The organism is Streptomyces olivochromogenes, assembly GCF_001514115.1.
GTDB classification, from domain to species: Bacteria; Actinomycetota; Actinomycetes; order Streptomycetales; family Streptomycetaceae; genus Streptomyces; species Streptomyces olivochromogenes.
Genome location: NZ_KQ948456.1, coordinates 367,502 through 383,855, shown reverse-complemented (window position 1 = coordinate 383,855; position 16,354 = coordinate 367,502). Strand labels below are relative to the sequence as shown.

General features: G+C 70.6%; 13 protein-coding genes. 4 read left to right on the top strand and 9 right to left on the bottom strand.

Going from position 1 to position 16,354, the window contains the following annotated elements:
• Positions 1–43: 43 nt before the first annotated feature.
• The 7 genes from AQJ27_RS19405 to AQJ27_RS19375 all read right to left on the bottom strand — a co-directional run bounded on the left by AQJ27_RS19405 (position 44) and on the right by AQJ27_RS19375 (position 8,077).
• Positions 44–1,438, bottom strand: a complete 1,395-nt coding sequence (locus AQJ27_RS19405; RefSeq protein WP_067370215.1) for an amino acid permease — start codon at positions 1,436–1,438, stop codon at positions 44–46.
• 149 nt (positions 1,439–1,587) lie between these two features.
• Positions 1,588–2,478, bottom strand: coding sequence for a TauD/TfdA dioxygenase family protein (locus AQJ27_RS19400; RefSeq protein WP_067370212.1), 891 nt, complete (start codon positions 2,476–2,478; stop codon positions 1,588–1,590).
• A gap of 11 nt (positions 2,479–2,489) precedes the next feature.
• A complete protein-coding gene (locus AQJ27_RS19395; RefSeq protein WP_067370211.1) occupies positions 2,490–3,830 on the bottom strand; it encodes an LLM class flavin-dependent oxidoreductase in 1,341 nt (446 codons plus the stop codon).
• Positions 3,827–4,564, bottom strand: coding sequence for an ABC transporter ATP-binding protein (locus tag AQJ27_RS19390; RefSeq protein WP_067370208.1), 738 nt, complete (start codon positions 4,562–4,564; stop codon positions 3,827–3,829). The genes AQJ27_RS19395 and AQJ27_RS19390 overlap by 4 nt, the downstream gene beginning before the upstream one ends.
• Positions 4,540–5,385 carry an ABC transporter permease gene (locus tag AQJ27_RS19385; protein ID WP_067370619.1) on the bottom strand — a complete coding sequence of 282 codons (846 nt, stop codon included), beginning with the start codon at positions 5,383–5,385 and terminating at the stop codon, positions 4,540–4,542. Before AQJ27_RS19385 ends, AQJ27_RS19390 begins: the two co-directional genes overlap by 25 nt.
• Positions 5,386–5,390: 5 nt before the next feature.
• Positions 5,391–6,476 carry an ABC transporter substrate-binding protein gene (locus AQJ27_RS19380; protein ID WP_067370205.1) on the bottom strand — a complete coding sequence of 362 codons (1,086 nt, stop codon included), beginning with the start codon at positions 6,474–6,476 and terminating at the stop codon, positions 5,391–5,393.
• Between the two features lie 395 nt (positions 6,477–6,871).
• Complete coding sequence (locus tag AQJ27_RS19375) at positions 6,872–8,077, bottom strand: ROK family transcriptional regulator (protein ID WP_067370202.1); 1,206 nt, start codon at positions 8,075–8,077, stop codon at positions 6,872–6,874.
• Between the two features lie 557 nt (positions 8,078–8,634).
• Between AQJ27_RS19375 and AQJ27_RS19370 the strand changes: the two genes are divergently transcribed.
• Positions 8,635–9,225, top strand: a complete 591-nt coding sequence (locus tag AQJ27_RS19370) for a biotin transporter BioY (protein WP_067370200.1) — start codon at positions 8,635–8,637, stop codon at positions 9,223–9,225.
• A gap of 192 nt (positions 9,226–9,417) precedes the next feature.
• Here the strand turns inward: AQJ27_RS19370 and AQJ27_RS19365 are convergent, their stop codons facing one another.
• Positions 9,418–10,143, bottom strand: coding sequence for an LPXTG cell wall anchor domain-containing protein (locus AQJ27_RS19365; RefSeq protein WP_067370199.1), 726 nt, complete (start codon positions 10,141–10,143; stop codon positions 9,418–9,420).
• A 127-nt stretch (positions 10,144–10,270) separates the two neighbouring features.
• On the opposite strand from AQJ27_RS19365, the gene AQJ27_RS19360 reads away from it, so the two are divergent.
• Positions 10,271–12,424: a serine/threonine-protein kinase gene (locus AQJ27_RS19360; protein WP_425275214.1), complete on the top strand. Its 2,154-nt coding sequence runs from the start codon at positions 10,271–10,273 to the stop codon at positions 12,422–12,424.
• Positions 12,425–12,500: 76 nt separating this feature from the next.
• Here AQJ27_RS19360 and AQJ27_RS19355 read toward each other — a convergent pair whose 3' ends face one another.
• Entirely contained in the window at positions 12,501–13,997 is a 1,497-nt protein-coding gene (locus AQJ27_RS19355; protein ID WP_067370191.1) for an amino acid permease, read from the bottom strand.
• 238 nt (positions 13,998–14,235) lie between these two features.
• On the opposite strand from AQJ27_RS19355, the gene AQJ27_RS19350 reads away from it, so the two are divergent.
• Together AQJ27_RS19350 and AQJ27_RS19345 are read left to right on the top strand one after the other, a co-directional pair.
• Positions 14,236–14,724 (top strand): ribose-5-phosphate isomerase, encoded by a 489-nt coding sequence (locus tag AQJ27_RS19350; protein WP_067370189.1) that lies wholly within the window; start codon positions 14,236–14,238, stop codon positions 14,722–14,724.
• 805 nt (positions 14,725–15,529) lie between these two features.
• Complete coding sequence (locus AQJ27_RS19345; protein ID WP_067370188.1) at positions 15,530–16,339, top strand: Fpg/Nei family DNA glycosylase; 810 nt, start codon at positions 15,530–15,532, stop codon at positions 16,337–16,339.
• Positions 16,340–16,354 lie beyond the last annotated feature (15 nt).

Genomic DNA, 16,354 nt, shown 5'->3' with positions numbered 1-16,354 from the left:
TCGGGGGAGCGGGAACGGTCGGCGGACCGGGGTGCCGGAACGGTCAGCGGGCCGCGCGTGCCCGCTGCCAGGCGTATCCGACGGCAGCCAGGAACAGCGTCATCCCGCCCGTGGAATACAGCTGCACCCGGGTGTCCGGCTCCCGGGCCATCAGGACGAAGATCGCGGCCATGCCGGCCAGCGCCACCCAGGTCAGCGCCGGGAACAGCCACATCCGCACGACCAGCTTCTCCGGCGCCTCGCGCTCCACCCGGCGCCGCAGCAGCAGCTGGGAGACCGCGATGAAGATCCACACGACCAGGATCACCGCGCCGATCATGTTCAGCAGCCAGGGGAAGACGTCGTCCGGCCGCCAGTAGCTCAGCAGCACGCACACGAAGCCGAAGACGCAGGAGACGAGCACCGCGACGCGCGGGACCCCGGCCGAGACCCTGCCGAGGGCCTTCGGGCCCTGGCCGCGCTCCACCAGCGAGTAGGCGATGCGCGAGGAGCCGTAGATGTTGGCGTTCATCGCCGAGAGCAGCGCGACGAACACGACCACGTTCATCAGCTGACCGGCGCCGGGGATGCCCAGGTGGTCGAGGGCGGCGACGTACGGGCCCTTCTCGACGACCTCCTTCGAGTCCCAGGGGACCAGCGTGACGATGACCGCCATGGAGCCGATGTAGAAGAGCGCGATGCGCCACATCGCCGTACGGACGGCACGCGCGACGCCCTGGACCGGGTCCTGCGACTCGGCCGCAGCGATGGTGACCGTCTCCAGACCGCCGTACGCGAAGACCGACGCGAGCAGGCCGACGACCAGCCCCTCGCTGCCGTGCGGGAGGAAGCCGCCCTGGCCGGTGAGGTTCGCGGTGCCCGGGGAGTCCGTGCCGGGCAGTACGCCCGCGACGGCCAGCACGCCCAGCACCAGGAACAGGCTGATCGCGCCGACCTTCAGCGCGGCGAACCAGAACTCGAACTCGCCGAAGTTCTTCACGGCGGCGAGGTTCGCGACGCAGAAGACCACCATGAACAGGGCGACCCAGGCCCACTCGGGCGTACCCGGCAGCCAGCCGGTGACGATCTTCGCCGCCCCGATCCCCTCCAGCCCCACGGCCGTGCAGAGCAGCACCCAGAAGGACCACCCCGCGGTGAAGCCCGCCCACGGTCCGATCGCCCGCTCGGCGTGCGCCGAGAACGAGCCCGAGGACGGATACGCGGCGGACATCTCGCCGAGCATCCGCATCACCAGCATGACCAGCAGGCCGGAGACCGCGTACGCGATCACGATCGACGGTCCTGCGGCGGCGATCCCCGCGCCGGACCCCACGAACAGGCCGGCGCCGATCACGCCGCCGAGGGCGATCATCGACAGGTGGCGCTGCTTGAGGCCGTGGGACAGCGGGGTGTGTGCGTCGGGAGCGGTGGGTGGGGTGTCGAGGGTGGTGCGGGACATGAGAGCGGGTGGTCCCTTACGTGCGAGGGGAAAAAACGCCCACAGTCTGGGCAGCCTCTCCGCTCAGGGGGAGAGGCCGCCCACTATGCGGACACCCGCGGTACGGAGCGTGAGATTCCCTTTACTCGGCCACGCACGTCTGGCGCGTGTTACTCGGCCACGGACGTGTAGTGCGAGGCGTCGCCCTCGATCGAGTGGCTCTCCTTGCCCTCGATGCCGACCGGCACGTCACCGGCGACGGTCACCCGGTGCAGGCGGCGCGGCCGGCCGTCGTAGTTGTCGATCGCGTAGTGCTGGGTGATCCGGTTGTCGAACAGGACCAGCTGGTTCGGGGACCAGCGCCAGCGCAGGATGTTCTCCGGCCGGGTGACGTACGACTGGAACAGGTCGAGCAGCTTGCGGGACTCGCCCACCGACAGCCCGACGATCCGCTGCGCGAACCCGCCGATGAACAGCCCGCGCTCACCGGTCAGCGGGTGGACCCGGACGAAGGGATGGGCGGTACGGAACTTGATGGACGTGAACTGGGCGCGCTGGGCGGCCTGTTCCTCGTCGATCTGCTCGTCGGGCACCGCGTAGTCGTAGTCGTTGGTGTGCTCGGCCCACAGGGTGTCGGCGAGCGCGCGCAGCGGGGCGGGCAGGTCCCGGTAGGCGGCCGCCGAACTGGCGATCAGGGTCTCGCCGCCGTACGGCGGGACCGTGATGCTGCGCAGGGTGCTGGCCTGGGGCGGGTTGAGGACGAAGGTCACGTCGGTGTGCCAGTGGTTGGCGCGCCCGCGCTCACTGTCGACGGGGAGCACGTTCGGGGCGCCGTCGACGGCGGACACCGTCGGGTGGGCGGTGGTGAGGTCACCGAAGTGGCGGGCGAAGGCCTGCTGGCCCTCGTCGTCGAGGTGCACGTCGTCGAAGGCCAGGGCCTTGTGGACGTTGAGGGCCTCGCGGATCGCGGTGACCTGTTCCTCGTCGAGCGGCTTGGAGATGTCTACGCCGGAGACCCGGGCGCCTATGTTCGCGGTGACCTTGCTGATCTCGATGGACATGCGGGGTCCTTTCAGACGAGAGCGGGCTGGAGGTACTGGTTGGCGGGGCGGGGGAGGCCGTAGCGCTCCCGGAGGGTCCGGCGCGGTCCGTACTCCGTGCGGAGCAGGCCGCGGGCGCGCAGGATCGGGACGACGTGGTCGACGAAGAGACCGAGGCCGGAGGGAAGCACGGCGGGCATGATGTTGAAGCCGTCGGCGGCGCCGCGCGTGAACCACTCCTCGATGGCGTCCGCGACCTGCTCGGGCGTTCCGGCGAAGGTGAGGTGCCCGCGCCCGCCGCCCAGCCGCCCGATCAGCTGCCGTACGGTGAGCCGTTCGCGGCGGGCGAGTTCGACGACGAGGGTGTAGCGGCTCTTGGCGCCCTCGATGACGTCCTCGGGAGGCAGGTCCGCGGGGAGCTGGGCGTCCAGCTCCAGGGTTCCTGACTCCAGTTGCAGCAGGTGCTCCAGGCGGTCCACGCCGTGCGTGTACACGATGTGGTCCTCCAGGACCTGCTCGTTCGCCCGGGCCTCGGCCTCCGTCGAGCCGAGCACCGGGACGATGCCGGGCAGCACCTTGATGTGCTCGGGGTCCCGGCCGGCCGCCGCCGTACGGGACTTGAGGTCCGCGTAGAAGGCCTGCGCGTCGGCGAGGGTCTGCTGTGCGGTGAACACCGCCTCCGCGTAGCGCGCCGCGAACGTCTTGCCGTCCTCGCTCGACCCCGCCTGCACGAGCAGTGGGTAACCCTGCGGCGAGCGGGGCACGTTGAGAGCGCCCTGGACACTGAAGTACGTCCCCTGGTGGCGCGGCGGGTGGATCTTGGCGTCGTCGCCCCACACACCGGCCGCCTTGTCGGCGACGATCGCGTCGTCCTCCCAGCTGTCCCAGAGCTTGAGCGAGACGTCCAGGAACTCGGCGGCGCGCGCGTACCGTTCGGCGTGCGCGGGCTCGGCGTCGAGGCCGAAGTTGCGGGCGGCCTCCGCACCGGCCGTGGTGACGATGTTCCAGCCCGCCCGGCCGCCGCTGATGATGTCGAGAGAGGCGAACTTGCGGGCCAGGTTGTAGGGGGAGTTGTAGGACGTGGACGCCGTGGCGATCAGGCCGATGTGCTCGGTGGCCGTCGCCAGTGCGGTGAGCAGGGTGAGCGGCTCCAGGGCGCCGGCCGGACGTTGGGCCAGGTTGCTCCACAACTGGGGTCCGTCGGCCAGGAAGAGGGAGTCGAAGGTGCCGCGTTCGGCGATCCGGGCCAGCTCGACGTAGTGGGCGAGTTCGACGTGGGCGTACGGGTCGCTCTCCGGCAGCCGCCACGACGCCTCGTGGTGGCCGGTGTTCATCAGGAAGGCGTTCAGGTGAAGGTGGCGCGGGGTGCTCATTGGTGGTCCTCCGTGACGCCCAGGGCGGCGAGCAGCCGCTCGCGGTACTCGCCGAGGAGCGGATGGCGATACGAGCGGGGGTGCGGGGCTTCGATGGTCAGGTCGAGGCCGATCCGGCCCCGGTCGAGCACCAGGACGCGGTCGGCGAGCACGATCGCCTCGTCCACGTCGTGGGTGACGAGCAGCACGGAGGGCCGGTGGCGCTCCCACAGCTCGCGCAGCAGGACGTGCATCCGGATCCGGGTCAGCGCGTCCAGCGCGCCGAACGGCTCGTCGGCCAGCAGGAGTTCGGGCTCACGGACGAGTGAGCGGGCCAGGGCGGCGCGCTGGGCCTCGCCGCCGGACAGCTCGTTGGGCCAGGCGCGTTCGCGGCCTTTCAGGCCCACCTCGGCGAGGGCTTCGCGGCCCTTCTCGGCCGCGTCCTTGCCGTTGGTGCCGAGCAGCACGTTGTCGAGGACCCGCCGCCAGGGCAGCAGCCGGGAGTCCTGGAAGACGACCGACACCCGCTCCGGGGCGGTGAGCCGGCCGCTGCCGACGACCTCGTGGTCCAGGCCCGCGATGGCCCGCAGCAGCGTGCTCTTGCCGGAACCGCTGTGCCCGAGCAGGGCCGTGAACTGTCCGGCGGGCAGGTCGAGGTCGATGTCGTCGAGGACGGTACGGCCGTCGAACGACCGTGTGAGACCCCGGAGCTGGACGGCGGGGGCGGCGGTCAGCTGCTGAGTGTGCGGCGCCATGACAGCACCCTCCGTTCGACGAGACGGACCGCGCTGTCGGAGACCAGGCCGAAGACGCCGTAGATCAGCAGGCCGACCAGGATGACGTCCGACTGGCCGTAGTTCTGGGCCTGGAACATCAGGTAGCCGAGGCCGCTGGTGGCGTTGATCTGCTCCAGGACCACCAGGCTCAGCCAGGAGCCGGTCACCCCGAGCCGCAGCCCCACGAAGAAGCCGGGCAACGCGCCGGGGATCACGATCTGGCGGATGAACTGGAGCCTCGACAGCCCCTGGACCTCCGCGAGTTCGACGTAACGGTGGTCGATGCCGGACAGCGCGGCGTGCAGATTGAGGTAGATCGGGATGTAGACGACGATCGCGATGATGGCGATCTTGAAGGTCTCGCCGATGCCCAGCCAGAGGATGAACAGCGGGATGAGGCCCAGGGTCGGGATCGCCCGGTTGAGCTGCACGGTCCCGTCGATCAGCGCCTCGCCGATCCGGCTGAGCCCGGAGGCCAGTGCGAGGACGACGCCGGCGGTGAGGCCGAGGGCGAAGCCGTAGGCCGCGCGCTCCAGGGAGGTCAGCATGTCCGTGGGCAGCGTGCCGGCCGTCCACAGGTGGCCGGCGGTCCTCAGGACCGTCCAGGGCGCCGGGATCGCACCCGGGTCCAGCTGTCCGGCGGCGGAGGCGGCCGCCCACAGGGCGAGGAAGAGGGCGGGGCCGACGATCCGGGAGGCGGGCAGGCGTTTTCCGGGGGCGAGGCCGCGGCGCCGCCTGCGCCGTACGGCAGGCGTGTCCTCGGCGGCGGTCACCGGAACGGTGGTCGTGGTCGTCGTCATGGCCGTCACTTCCGGTACTCCGCCGGGACGGCCTTCGCCGCGATGCCCTCGAAGCGGCGGTCGAAGAGCGAGCCGACCTTGAACGCCTTCACGAAGCCGCCCTCGGCCAGCAGATCGGCGGTCTCCTGCTCCCACTTCACCGCCTCGTCCCAGCTCGGCGGGAACAGCGGCTTGTTGGCGAGCTCGGTGATCGACCGGGCCTGTGCGAGCGTGAGGTTCTGCGTCTTGACGTAGAACGCCTCGTTCCAGGCGTCCGGGTGCTCGTACGCCCCCACCTGCCCCTGCGCCCAGCGCGGGATGTACGCCGCGACGGCGGCCGCCTTCGCCGGGTCGGCCAGCACGGAGGTGGGCGCCCACAGCAGGTTGAGCAGGTCGACCACGTCGGTGGTGATCGCGCGGGCGCCCTTCGACCCGTACTGCTTGAGGTACGCCGGTGCCTGGCTGTTGGCGAGCGGGGCGATGTCGACCTGGCCCGACTGCAGGGCCGTGAAGAACTGGTTGCTGGTCAGCGGGACCAGCTTCACCTCGTCGTACGCGAGCCCGGCCTCCTTCAACGCCCGCAGCAGGACGACGCCCTGGGCCTGACCCTGGGAGAACGCCAGCTTCTTGCCCTTGAAGTCCGCGACGGTGTGGATGTCGCTGCCGGGCTTGGTCGCGAAGAGGTAGTTGGGCTTTCGGGTGACGTCGATCGCGACGATCTTGGCGTCGTAGCCCTGGTAGTGCGCCTGGATCGGCGGGATGCCCGCGTTGTTGGCGACGTCGAGGGACTTGGCGCGGAAGGCGTTGATGACATCGGGTCCGGCGCCGATGTTCACCCAGCTGGAGACGGTGAACGGCAGGTCGGTGAGGCCCGCGAGCTTGAACTGGAGCTGCTGGACGTTCTGGTACGAGGCGATCTTGAGGCTCGTACCGGAGGGGACCTTGGCGGACAGCGGGGCGGACAGGGACCCCTTGGACTTGCTGTCGGCGGCACTGGCCCCCGCGCAACCGCTCAGTCCGGCCGCGGCGGCCACGCCGAGCAGGGAGGACAGGAACAGCCGCCGGTCCACACCGGGCGAGAAAGGGGACGACGAAGAAGACAGTGGTGGCATGGGAGGACTCCGGGGATCCAAGTGGCGGAAATGCGCGCGCGGAATTCCGGGCAGGGGGAATTCACCAGGGGAAGGAAGTGGAAGAAGCGAAATACGCGCGCATGGGGAAGCGGGAGGCGCGCGCCGAAGGCGCGGCAGAAGAAACCGGGTGATCGTCGACGCGCCAACGCGTCAGCAGGTCACCACATCAACAGGTCGACACACCGCCCGGCCGACACACCGGCAGGTCAAGGGATCGACGCGGCAGTGACCCGGCGTCAGCAACAACGCGTGCGTGCGACCCGCATAAGGTCGACGACGCGGCACTTGGTCAGCGGAACCTGCACCCGCGAGCTGCTCATGAGAAGGATGCTCCTGTCCTTCGACGACCGCTGTCAACATTCCGAGTTTCTGAATTAATTCGTCCCCGGTGACAGGCTCAGCGGATCCCGGTAGACCACGTCGAGAGCCACCGATCCGCCCGCCACGGCGAGTACGGATTCCGGGAAACTGGTCGGCAGGACGGAGGCCGCCCGGTCCGTACCCACCTCCGCGCGCAGCGCCCCGAGGCAGTCCTCCCGATACACGGTCCCGACCTCCGCGACGACGACCGTGTCCGGGTTGAGCACGTCCAGCAGCAGCCGGGCCGCCCGCCCGACCGTCCGGGCCCGCTCCAGCAGCAGACGTACGGCGACGGGGTCGCCGTCGGCGGCGGCGCCGACCACGTGCATCGGGTCGGCGGTGGTGATGACCCCCTCCTCCCGCGCCCGTCGGCACAGTGTCCGCTCGCTCAACTCGGCCTGGAGGCAACCGGTCCGGCCGCAGTCGCACCGCTCCGAGCCGCCCGGCAACGGCAGATGGGCGATTGCTCCGGCCTGGGAGCGGGGACCGTGATGCACCTCGTCGTGGGTGGCGAAGGCGGCGTCCACCACGTTGCCGACGAACAGGTGCAGCACGCTGCGGCTGCCGCGCGCCCGCCCGAACAGCCGCTCCCCGTTGACCAACGCCCGCGCGTGCCCGTCCACATGGACCGGCAGCCCGATCGGCGTGCCGAGCGCGTCCCGGACGTCGACGTCACGCCAGCCGAGCAGCGCGTGCTCCACGATCGTCCCGGAGTCGCGGTCCACCCAGCCGCCGGCCGCGACGCCGACGCCGAGGGGGGTGCGGCAGGGGTGGTCGGTGAGCAGGGCGGCCAGCCCGGCGGCGGCGTTGGCGAGTACGCGGTCGGGCTCCGTGCCGTCGTCGTGGGCCAGCCGTCGCTCCGTGACGACCCGGCCGCGCAGGTCGAGCAGGGCGACGGTGGTGTACGGGACGGCCACGTGGACCCCGCCGACCACGAACCGGGAGTCGTCCAGGTGGATGGGGACGTGGGGACGTCCGACGCCGTTCGACTGCCGGGGCGTCGGAGCCTCCCTGATCAGACCGAGCGCGGTGAACCGGGCGCAGTAGTCGGTCACCGAGGCGGGGGAGAGGCCGGTCAGCCGGGCGACGGTGCTGCGGGCGACCGGACCGTGCTCCAGGACGGAGCGCAGGATGGCGCTGGCGCTGGTGCGGCGGCGGTCGTCGGCGGTGGCGCGGTGGGGTGTCGTGGGCGGGGAGGGGGCCAGGGCGGTACGAGGCATGGCGCTTCCTAGGGAGCGTGTCCGAAACGGTCGCGTCTCGGCGAGCCGGATGCGCTCCGCCCGCCCTACCCGGGGCGACAGGTGGCGGTGCCCTGGCGTCGCAGGTCGACATAGCGACGCGACACGAAGTTCTCAGCCTGGGCGACCATGCCCTGAAGGGTAGGTCTTACCCTCGATTCCGGCCAGAGGCGCCGTCCTTCGGCCGCCGGCCGACCCGGGGCTTTCAGGGGCGCGGGGAACTGCGCGAACGGCCCCCTCCGGGCCGCAGCCGAACGAGACGCCCGACGGGGTCCGGGGCGGAGCCCCGGAGGGATGGGACGGGCAGGGGCGGCGGGGGCGAATTGGCGGGACCCTACAGAGCGCGCTCGAAGCTCCCCCGGGACAAAACCATCCCACCTCAGTGACCAGCATCACGCCCCGATAGGTGTACGCGGCCTCTTTTGTAAGGGCTCCACCAAGTCCCGGATCCCCGCTTTGTCGATCGCACACGGTGATCCACCCGCCCCCCTGGGATAGCGTCACCGTGTCCCGACCCCCCGTCACCCGCCGGAGTCCCCATGAGCACCGCTGCCGCCACCCCCCGCCAAGGCATCCGCCCCGGCGAGGTCCTCGCCGACCTGCTCCCGGCCTCCCGCGTCAGGGACATCGCCCTCGTACTCGGCGGAGCCGCCCTCACCGGCCTCGCCGCCCAGATCTCCCTGCCCGTGCCGGGCTCCCCGGTCCCGGTGACCGGCCAGACCTTCGCCGCCCTCCTCGTCGGCACGGCCCTCGGCGCGGGCCGCGGCTTCCTCTCGCTCGCGCTCTACGCCCTCGTCGGCATGGCCGGCATGCCGTGGTTCGCCGACGGCGGCTCCGGCACCGCCGCCCCGTCCCTCGGCTACATCCTCGGCATGATGTTCGCCTCCGCCGCCGTGGGCGCCCTCGCCCGCCGCGGCGCCGACCGCTCGTTCCTGCGCACCGCGGGCACGATGCTGCTGGGCGAGGCGATCATCTACGCGGTCGGCCTCCCGTACCTGGCCGCCGCCACCGGCATGTCGCTGAGCGCGACCCTCGCGGCGGGGTTCACCCCGTTCCTGATCGGCGACGCCCTGAAGGCGGCGCTGGCGATGGGCGTCCTGCCCACCGCCTGGAAGTTCCTCAACCGCTGAGGCCGTAGTCCCCTCGCACGAGGTGCGCAGTCCCCTCGCAAGAGGCTCGCCGGGTCGTACTCCGACCACGACCCGGCGAGCCTCTTGCGCGTTGTGGACCCGTACAGCCCCACCGCACTGTCCCCGCAGTACGTGTGCGGTGCGCGGAAGGTGGGCCGGTACGCCGCGCACACGGCGTCCCGGCCCACCCGGTCACGACTGCGGCTGTCGACGTGGCCGCCGCTGGGCCCACCACATTCCCGCCGCACCGACGGAGACGAGCACCGCCCCCGCCGCGCCTAGCGGCAGCAGGTCACTCCCGGCGCCGGTCTTGGGCAACTGGTCGCCGCCGGGTGTCACCGGCTTGTTCTCGGTGTCGAGCAGCAGCGGAGTGGCCGGGGCGTTCGGCGACGGGTTCGTCGTACCGAAAGGCACCGGGCCCTGCTGCCAGAACGTCTTCTTTCCGTCGCTGTCCTGCACCGGCAGGCAGATCTTTCCGGTCTTGCTCAGATCGAAGGTCGCGGCGACGGCGTACGACTGTGACTTTCCGGCCGCGAGATTGCCGACATCGCACACGAATCCACTGTTCGAACCCTTGGGCAGATCCTTGTCCGCCATGGCGGAACAGCCCTTGACGCTCTTGACCTTCAGGCCGTCGAATCCGACCACCAATAGCCGGATCTTTCCGCTTTCCTTGGTTCCCTCGTTCTTCACCGTGGCGGTCAGCGCCGTTTCGTGCGAGCTGTTGTCCACCGAGATCTTCTCGGGCAGCGACGTGGTCAGCTTCACGCCCGCCGGCGCCGGGTCCATGGCCTTTCCCCCCTTGCTGCTCCCCGGTCCCTGGTCGTCCGCGACGGCGGTGAAGGAAAGGATCATCACGGCCGAGAAAGATGCCGTGAGCAGCGATCCCGTGATGGTCGTCGTGTGACGAGAACTCATGTTCGCCCCCCTTGGCTGCGCCTGAATTCGCAGTACTTGAAGAGGTACCACAAGATTTCTCCGCACTATGCTGGTACGGCATGAAGTGTGACCATTGTGTTTCAGCTGTGGCGGACGATTGTGGCGGGTGTTGAGGGGGTGCAGGGGATTGACGGGGAATGCGAGTGGCGGTGTTCCGGGATTATTGGTGACGGGTCGATATCGGCTCGCCGAGAGTATTGGCCAGGGGGGAATGGGGCGGGTGTGGCGAGCCACCGACGAAATGCTCGACCGGCAGGTCGCCGTCAAGGAAATGCGGATCGACGGACTCGACCCGGAGGACACCCGAACCCGCCGTGAACGCACCCTGCGCGAAGCCAGGGCCACGGCTCGGATCGATCATCCCAATGTCGTGCGCATCTACGACGTCGTGGACCAGGGCGAGAGGCTGTGGATCGTCATGGAACTCGTCGCCGGCCGCTCCCTCGAACAACTCGTGGTCGAGGACGGACCGCTCGACCCGCCCGCCGCGGCCCGTATCGGACTCGAACTGGTCGCGGCCCTGCGCCAGGTGCACGCCGGGGGAGTACTCCACCGGGACATCAAGCCGGGCAACGTCCTGGTCGAGCGGCGCGGACACCGTGTCGTCCTCACCGACTTCGGCATCGCCGCGCTCCAGGACGCGGAGGCGCTCACCATGGTCGGGATGCTGGTCGGCTCCCCGGACTACATGGCACCCGAGCGTGTCTCCGGACGCCCCCAGGGCCCGCCGTCCGACGTCTGGTCGCTGGGTGCGACGCTCTGCGCGGCCCTCGGCGGCCGCTCTCCGTTCTCCCGTTCGACCACCCTGGCGACGTTGCACGCGGTCCTGTACGAGGAGCCCGAACTTCCCTCCACGGCCGGTGACCTGGGGGAGATTCTGGCCGCCCTGCTGGAGAAGGAGCCGTCGACCCGACCGGGTCTGGCGGAGCTCGAGACGGCGTTGCGCCCGATCACGTTCCCTCGACCGGAGGAGACCGAATCCCCGGATGCGGGGCTCGTGTCCGAACCAGCGGCGGAGTCACCGGAGTCACCGCAGCCATCGGAAGCGGTGGAGGCACAGGGACCATCGGAAGCGGCAGAGGTACGGGAGGCACCGGAGGCATCCAGGACGTCAGAGGTATCCGAGGCGTCAGGGGCGGGAGGGGCGGGAGGGGCTCTGGATGTACTGGGGATGCCGGAGACGCCGGAGACGCCGGAAGCCGCGCCGCCCTCCGTCCCCCCGTTCCGCCAGGAGTCGCCCACGCGCGCGCTCCTGGACGTGAGCCTCATACGCGCGGCGCAACACCTCCCGCCCCGGCGGGCCCCCGAACCGACCCCCGAACCAGACTCCGAGCCGGACCTCGTACAGGACGCGATCCCGGAGCCCGCCCCCCTACCCGATCCAACCCCCGCACCCCCACCCCCACCAGCGCCCGCCCCGCCCCCCGAACCCACACCCACACCCACCCCCGAACCAGCCCCCGAGCCCATCGCACCCCCGCCGCTTCCCGAACCCCCCTCCCTCGCCACGCACACCACGGTCTCCCGCGCGGTGGTCATGCCGCCGGGCGAACTTCCCGGCCCCGCCGTGCCCTCCGTCCCACGGCGGGGCCGACGCCGGATGGGCCTGGCCGCCGCCGGTGGCGTGGTGATCGTGGGAACCGTCGTCGGGCTCGTCATGACGCAGACGGGCGGCTCCTCCCGCGACACGACCGGCGCGTCCACTTCCACTTCCACTTCGACCTCGACCTCGGCCTCGCCATCGACCTCGTCGACGTCGCCGGACTCCGCGCAGACCTCCTCCACCGCCCCCTCCTCCCCACCCCCCACCGTCGATGGCACGTCACGCCCGCCGAGCCTGCCGGCGGGTGCCCGGAAGGAGGCCGGACTGTACGCGTGGGTGCCGCCGCAGGGCTGGCAGCGGGTGGCGCAGAGCGGTTCCGAGGTGCACTACACCTCGCCCGACCGTGCGCAGGAGATCGTGGCCAACGCGACCCCGGCCCGTGGTGACCTGCTGGCGCAGTGGCAGCAGGCGGAGGTGGGTACGAGCAAGGGCCTGAACTACAACCGGATCCGCCTGGAGCGCACCACGTTCCGGGGCGCGCCCGCGGTCGTCTGGGAGTACACCGTCACGGCCAGGGGCCGGCTCTGGCACGTCCGACTGCTCGGCTTCCGCTCCGGCGGCACGTCGTACGAGATCAGCACCTGGTACCACCCCGATGTGGAGGCGACCGCGCTGCCCGTCTACGACGCGGTCAAGAAGAGCTTCACGCCCCTGTGAACGGGGAGGGGCCCGGCGGCAGCTGCCGCCGGGCCCCTCCCCGTTACCTGTTCCGCCGGAATCCGCGTCCGCGCGCTCAGGCCTCCGACGTGGCGTCGACCGGCTCCTTGGCGCCGCCCACCGGCGCGCCGACGCCCGCGGCCTCGGTCGCCGTGGAGCCGCCGAGCTTCTGCTTCACGAAGGCGATCGCGAGCACGATCGCGGCGACGAGCAGCGACAGCAGCACGGTCTCGCGTCCGTCGTGTTCCGTGTCGGTCAGCATGTAGCCGAGGACGAAGACGATCAGCGCGGCCGTCGCCCAGGTCAGGTAGGGGTACAGCCACATCTTCACGACCAGCTTCTCCGGCGCCTCGCGCTGGATGATCTTCCGCATCCGCAGCTGCGAGAAGCAGATGACCAGCCAGACGAACAGGGCGACCGCGCCGGAGGAGTTGACGAGGAAGAGGAAGACCGAGTCCGGGAACTTGTAGTTGAAGAAGACGGCGACGAAGCCGAAGACGACCGACACGACGATCGCGGCCATCGGGACACCGCGCGAGGTGGTCTTCGAGAACACCTTGGGCGCGTCGCCGCGCTCGCCGAGCGAGAACGCCATCCGGGAGGCCGTGTAGAGCCCGGAGTTCAGGCAGGACAGCACGGAGGTCAGCACGATGAAGTTCATGATCTCACCGGCGTGCGCGATGCCGAGCGAGTCGAGGGCGGCGACGTAGGAGCCCTTGTCCTTGATGGACGGGTCGTTCCACGGCAGCAGGGACACGACGACGAGGATCGAGCCCAGGTAGAAGACGCCGATGCGCCAGATGATGCTGTTGGTGGACTTGGTGACGGCCCGCTGCGGGTCCTCGGACTCACCGGCGGCGAGGGTCGCGATCTCGCTGCCCATGAAGGAGAAGACGACCAGGAGCACACCGGTGAGGATCGCGCCGGGTCCGTGCGGCAGGAAGCCGCCGTGCTCGGTCAGGTTCCCCAGGCCGGCCTTCGGGGCGTCGACACCCGGCAGCACGCCGAAGATCGCGAGCCCGCCGACGATGATGAACGCGCCGATCGCCACGACCTTGATCCCGGCGAACCAGAACTCGAACTCACCGTACGAGCCGACGGAGACCAGGTTGGTCGCGGTGAGCACGACCATCACGATGAGCGCCCAGCCCCACTGCGGTACGCCGGGCATCCACCCTTCGAGGATCTTGGCTCCCGCGGTCGCCTCGACGGCCAGCACGACCACCCAGAAGAACCAGTACAGCCAGCCGATCGAGAAACCGGCCCAGCGCCCGAGCGCGCGGTCCGCGTGCGCGGAGAACGAACCGGAGGTCGGGTTCGCGGCGGACATCTCGCCCAGCATCCGCATCACCAGCACCACGAGCGTGCCGACGAGGGCGTAGGAGAGGAGGATTCCGGGGCCCGCGGTGGCGATGCCGGAGCTGGAGCCCACGAAGAGGCCGGCTCCGATGACGCCACCAATGGCGATCATTGTCAGATGACGGTTCTTGAGTCCGGCCTGGAGGCCCGAACCGGGTTCTCCGGGGCCTCCGGGGCCGCTTGCGGCCTTCGTGGGGGTCGGCTGCGAGGTCATGAGGGGGATTCCTTTGCGCCGGGTGAGCAGATTCCCGTACGAGCGGTGTACGGACCCGAGCGGGTCCTTGTAGGGACCCTGTAACGAGCCGGTCCAGTGAATCGGAGGCAAAGGGATTCGTGAACCTTTGAATCCGGATCGTTACTTGAGGTTTCCTTGAGGTTTGTAGTCTTGCTCACAGTTTTCGCTGGCTACACCCGGCGAGGTCGATCCGAAACGGCCGTGTCACACTCGGACCATGCGCGTGTATCTCGGCTCCGATCATGCCGGTTTCGAACTCAAGAACCACCTCGTCGAGTGGCTCAAGGCCGCCGGGCACGAGCCCGTCGACTGCGGGCCCCTCATCTACGACGCCCAGGACGACTACCCGCCGTTCTGCCTCCGTGCGGCGGAGCGTACGGCGGCCGATCCCGAGGCCCTCGGCATCGTGATCGGCGGCTCCGGCAACGGGGAGCAGATCGCGGCGAACAAGGTGGACGGGGTTCGTGCCGCGCTCGCCTGGAGCGAGGAGACGGCGTCGCTGGGGCGGCAGCACAACAACGCCAACGTGGTGGCGGTGGGTGCGCGTATGCACTCCGAGGAGGAGGCGACGAAGTTCGTGGAGGTCTTCCTCTCCACGCCCTTCTCCGGTGACGAGCGCCACATTCGCCGCATCGACATGCTCTCGGCCTACGAGAAGACCGGCGACCTCCCGCCCGTCCCGCCCCACCACCCCCAGCAGGCCTGAGTCTTCGACTGCGGGTTGCTCGCGCCCCTGTGTGATCGGGGCTGCGCCCCGGATCCCCGGCCGTGCGGAGTTCTTCGACTGCGGGTGGGTGGGGGCTGGTCGCGCAGTTCCCCGCGCCCCTACAGGATCGGGGCTGCGCCCCGGATCCCCGGCCGTGCGGAGTTCTTCGACTGCGGGCGGCTGGGGGCTGGTCGCGCAGTTCCCCGCGCCCCTACGGGATGGGGGCTGCGCCCCGGATCCCCGGCCGCCCGGAGTTCTTCGACTGCGGGCCGGTGGGGGCTGGTCGCGCAGTTCCCCGCGCCCCTAAAAGCCTCCGCCGCGTCCGGAGCCAGAGGACCAGCCCACCCACCCCGGCCCGCACCTCCGGTCCGTCCGGTGCCCGGGGACGAATCCGAAGCTGGTGTCCCACCGGCCCCGGCCCGCATCCTCAGCCCGTCCGGCGTTTGAGGACGAGGCCGTCCAGGCCGATGCGGGGGTCTGGGGCGGAGCCCCATGGGGGTCCAGGGGGCGGAGCCCCCCGGTGGGGTGCAGGGGCGGAGCCCCGCGGGGGTTCAGGGGCGCAGCCCCTGGCGGGGTGCAGGGGCAGAGCCCCGCAGGGGTCCAGGGGGCGAAGCCCCTGGCGGGGTTCGGGGGTGTGCCCCCGGTGGGGTGCAGGGGCGGCAGCCCCGCGGGGGTTCGGGGGTGAAGCCCCCGGTGGGGTTGAAGGGGCGGAGCCCCTGGGGATGGGACGGGTAGGGGCGGCGGGGGCGAAACAAACCCCGAGACGCCGGCGCCGTAGAAGACACTGCTGCACGAGGAGGACCCCGTGCCCGAGGGGCACACGATTCACCGGCTGGCCGAGGACTACGAGGCCAGGTTCGCAGGCGGGCCCACCCGCGTCACCAGCCCCCAGGGCAAGTTCACCGACGCCGCCGCCCTCCTCGACGGCACCCCCCTCGAACACGCCGACGCCCACGGCAAACACCTCTTCCTAGCCTTCCGCACCGCCGACTGGATCCACATCCACCTCGGCCTCTTCGGCAAGGTGAACTTCGGCGACGCCCCCGCCCCACCCCCCACCGACACGGTCCGCCTCCGCCTCGCGAACGCCACGTCGTACGTCGACCTCCGCGGCCCCACCACCTGTGCCCTGATCACGGACGACGAGAAGCAGGCGATACACGCCCGCCTCGGCCCGGACCCCCTCCGCGCCGACGCGGACCCGTCGGCGGCGTACCACCGCGTCTCCCGCAGCCGTACGACGATCGCCGCCCTCCTCATGGACCAGAAGATCATCGCGGGCGTCGGGAACGTCTACCGCGCAGAAGTACTCTTCCGGCACGGCATCGATCCGTACCGCACGGGGAAGGACATCACCCCGACGCAGTGGGACGCGATGTGGACGGACCTGGTGGCACTCATGCGCGAGGGCGTCCGCCACAACCGCATCGACACCGTCCGCCCGGAACACACCCCGGAGGCCATGGGCCGCCCACCGCGCGTGGACGACCACGGCGGCGAGGTGTACGTGTACCGCAGGGCCGACCTGCCCTGCCACATCTGTGGCGGCGAGATCCGCACCGCCGATCTCGCCGCCCGCAATCTCTTCTGGTGCCCGACCTGCCAGAGCAGGTAGACACATAGAGCACAT

What these genes read in the sequence shown, in the direction of transcription:
- AQJ27_RS19405 (WP_067370215.1), bottom strand. Translation starts at nt 1,438, where the DNA reads ATGTCCCGCACCACCCTCGACACCCCACCCACCGCTCCCGACGCACAC.
- AQJ27_RS19400 (WP_067370212.1), bottom strand. Translation starts at nt 2,478, where the DNA reads ATGTCCATCGAGATCAGCAAGGTCACCGCGAACATAGGCGCCCGGGTC.
- AQJ27_RS19395 (WP_067370211.1), bottom strand. Translation starts at nt 3,830, where the DNA reads ATGAGCACCCCGCGCCACCTTCACCTGAACGCCTTCCTGATGAACACC.
- AQJ27_RS19390 (WP_067370208.1), bottom strand. Translation starts at nt 4,564, where the DNA reads ATGGCGCCGCACACTCAGCAGCTGACCGCCGCCCCCGCCGTCCAGCTC.
- AQJ27_RS19385 (WP_067370619.1), bottom strand. Translation starts at nt 5,385, where the DNA reads ATGACGACGACCACGACCACCGTTCCGGTGACCGCCGCCGAGGACACG.
- AQJ27_RS19380 (WP_067370205.1), bottom strand. Translation starts at nt 6,476, where the DNA reads ATGCCACCACTGTCTTCTTCGTCGTCCCCTTTCTCGCCCGGTGTGGAC.
- AQJ27_RS19375 (WP_067370202.1), bottom strand. Translation starts at nt 8,077, where the DNA reads ATGCCTCGTACCGCCCTGGCCCCCTCCCCGCCCACGACACCCCACCGC.
- AQJ27_RS19370 (WP_067370200.1), top strand. Translation starts at nt 8,635, where the DNA reads ATGAGCACCGCTGCCGCCACCCCCCGCCAAGGCATCCGCCCCGGCGAG.
- AQJ27_RS19365 (WP_067370199.1), bottom strand. Translation starts at nt 10,143, where the DNA reads ATGAGTTCTCGTCACACGACGACCATCACGGGATCGCTGCTCACGGCA.
- AQJ27_RS19355 (WP_067370191.1), bottom strand. Translation starts at nt 13,997, where the DNA reads ATGACCTCGCAGCCGACCCCCACGAAGGCCGCAAGCGGCCCCGGAGGC.
- AQJ27_RS19350 (WP_067370189.1), top strand. Translation starts at nt 14,236, where the DNA reads ATGCGCGTGTATCTCGGCTCCGATCATGCCGGTTTCGAACTCAAGAAC.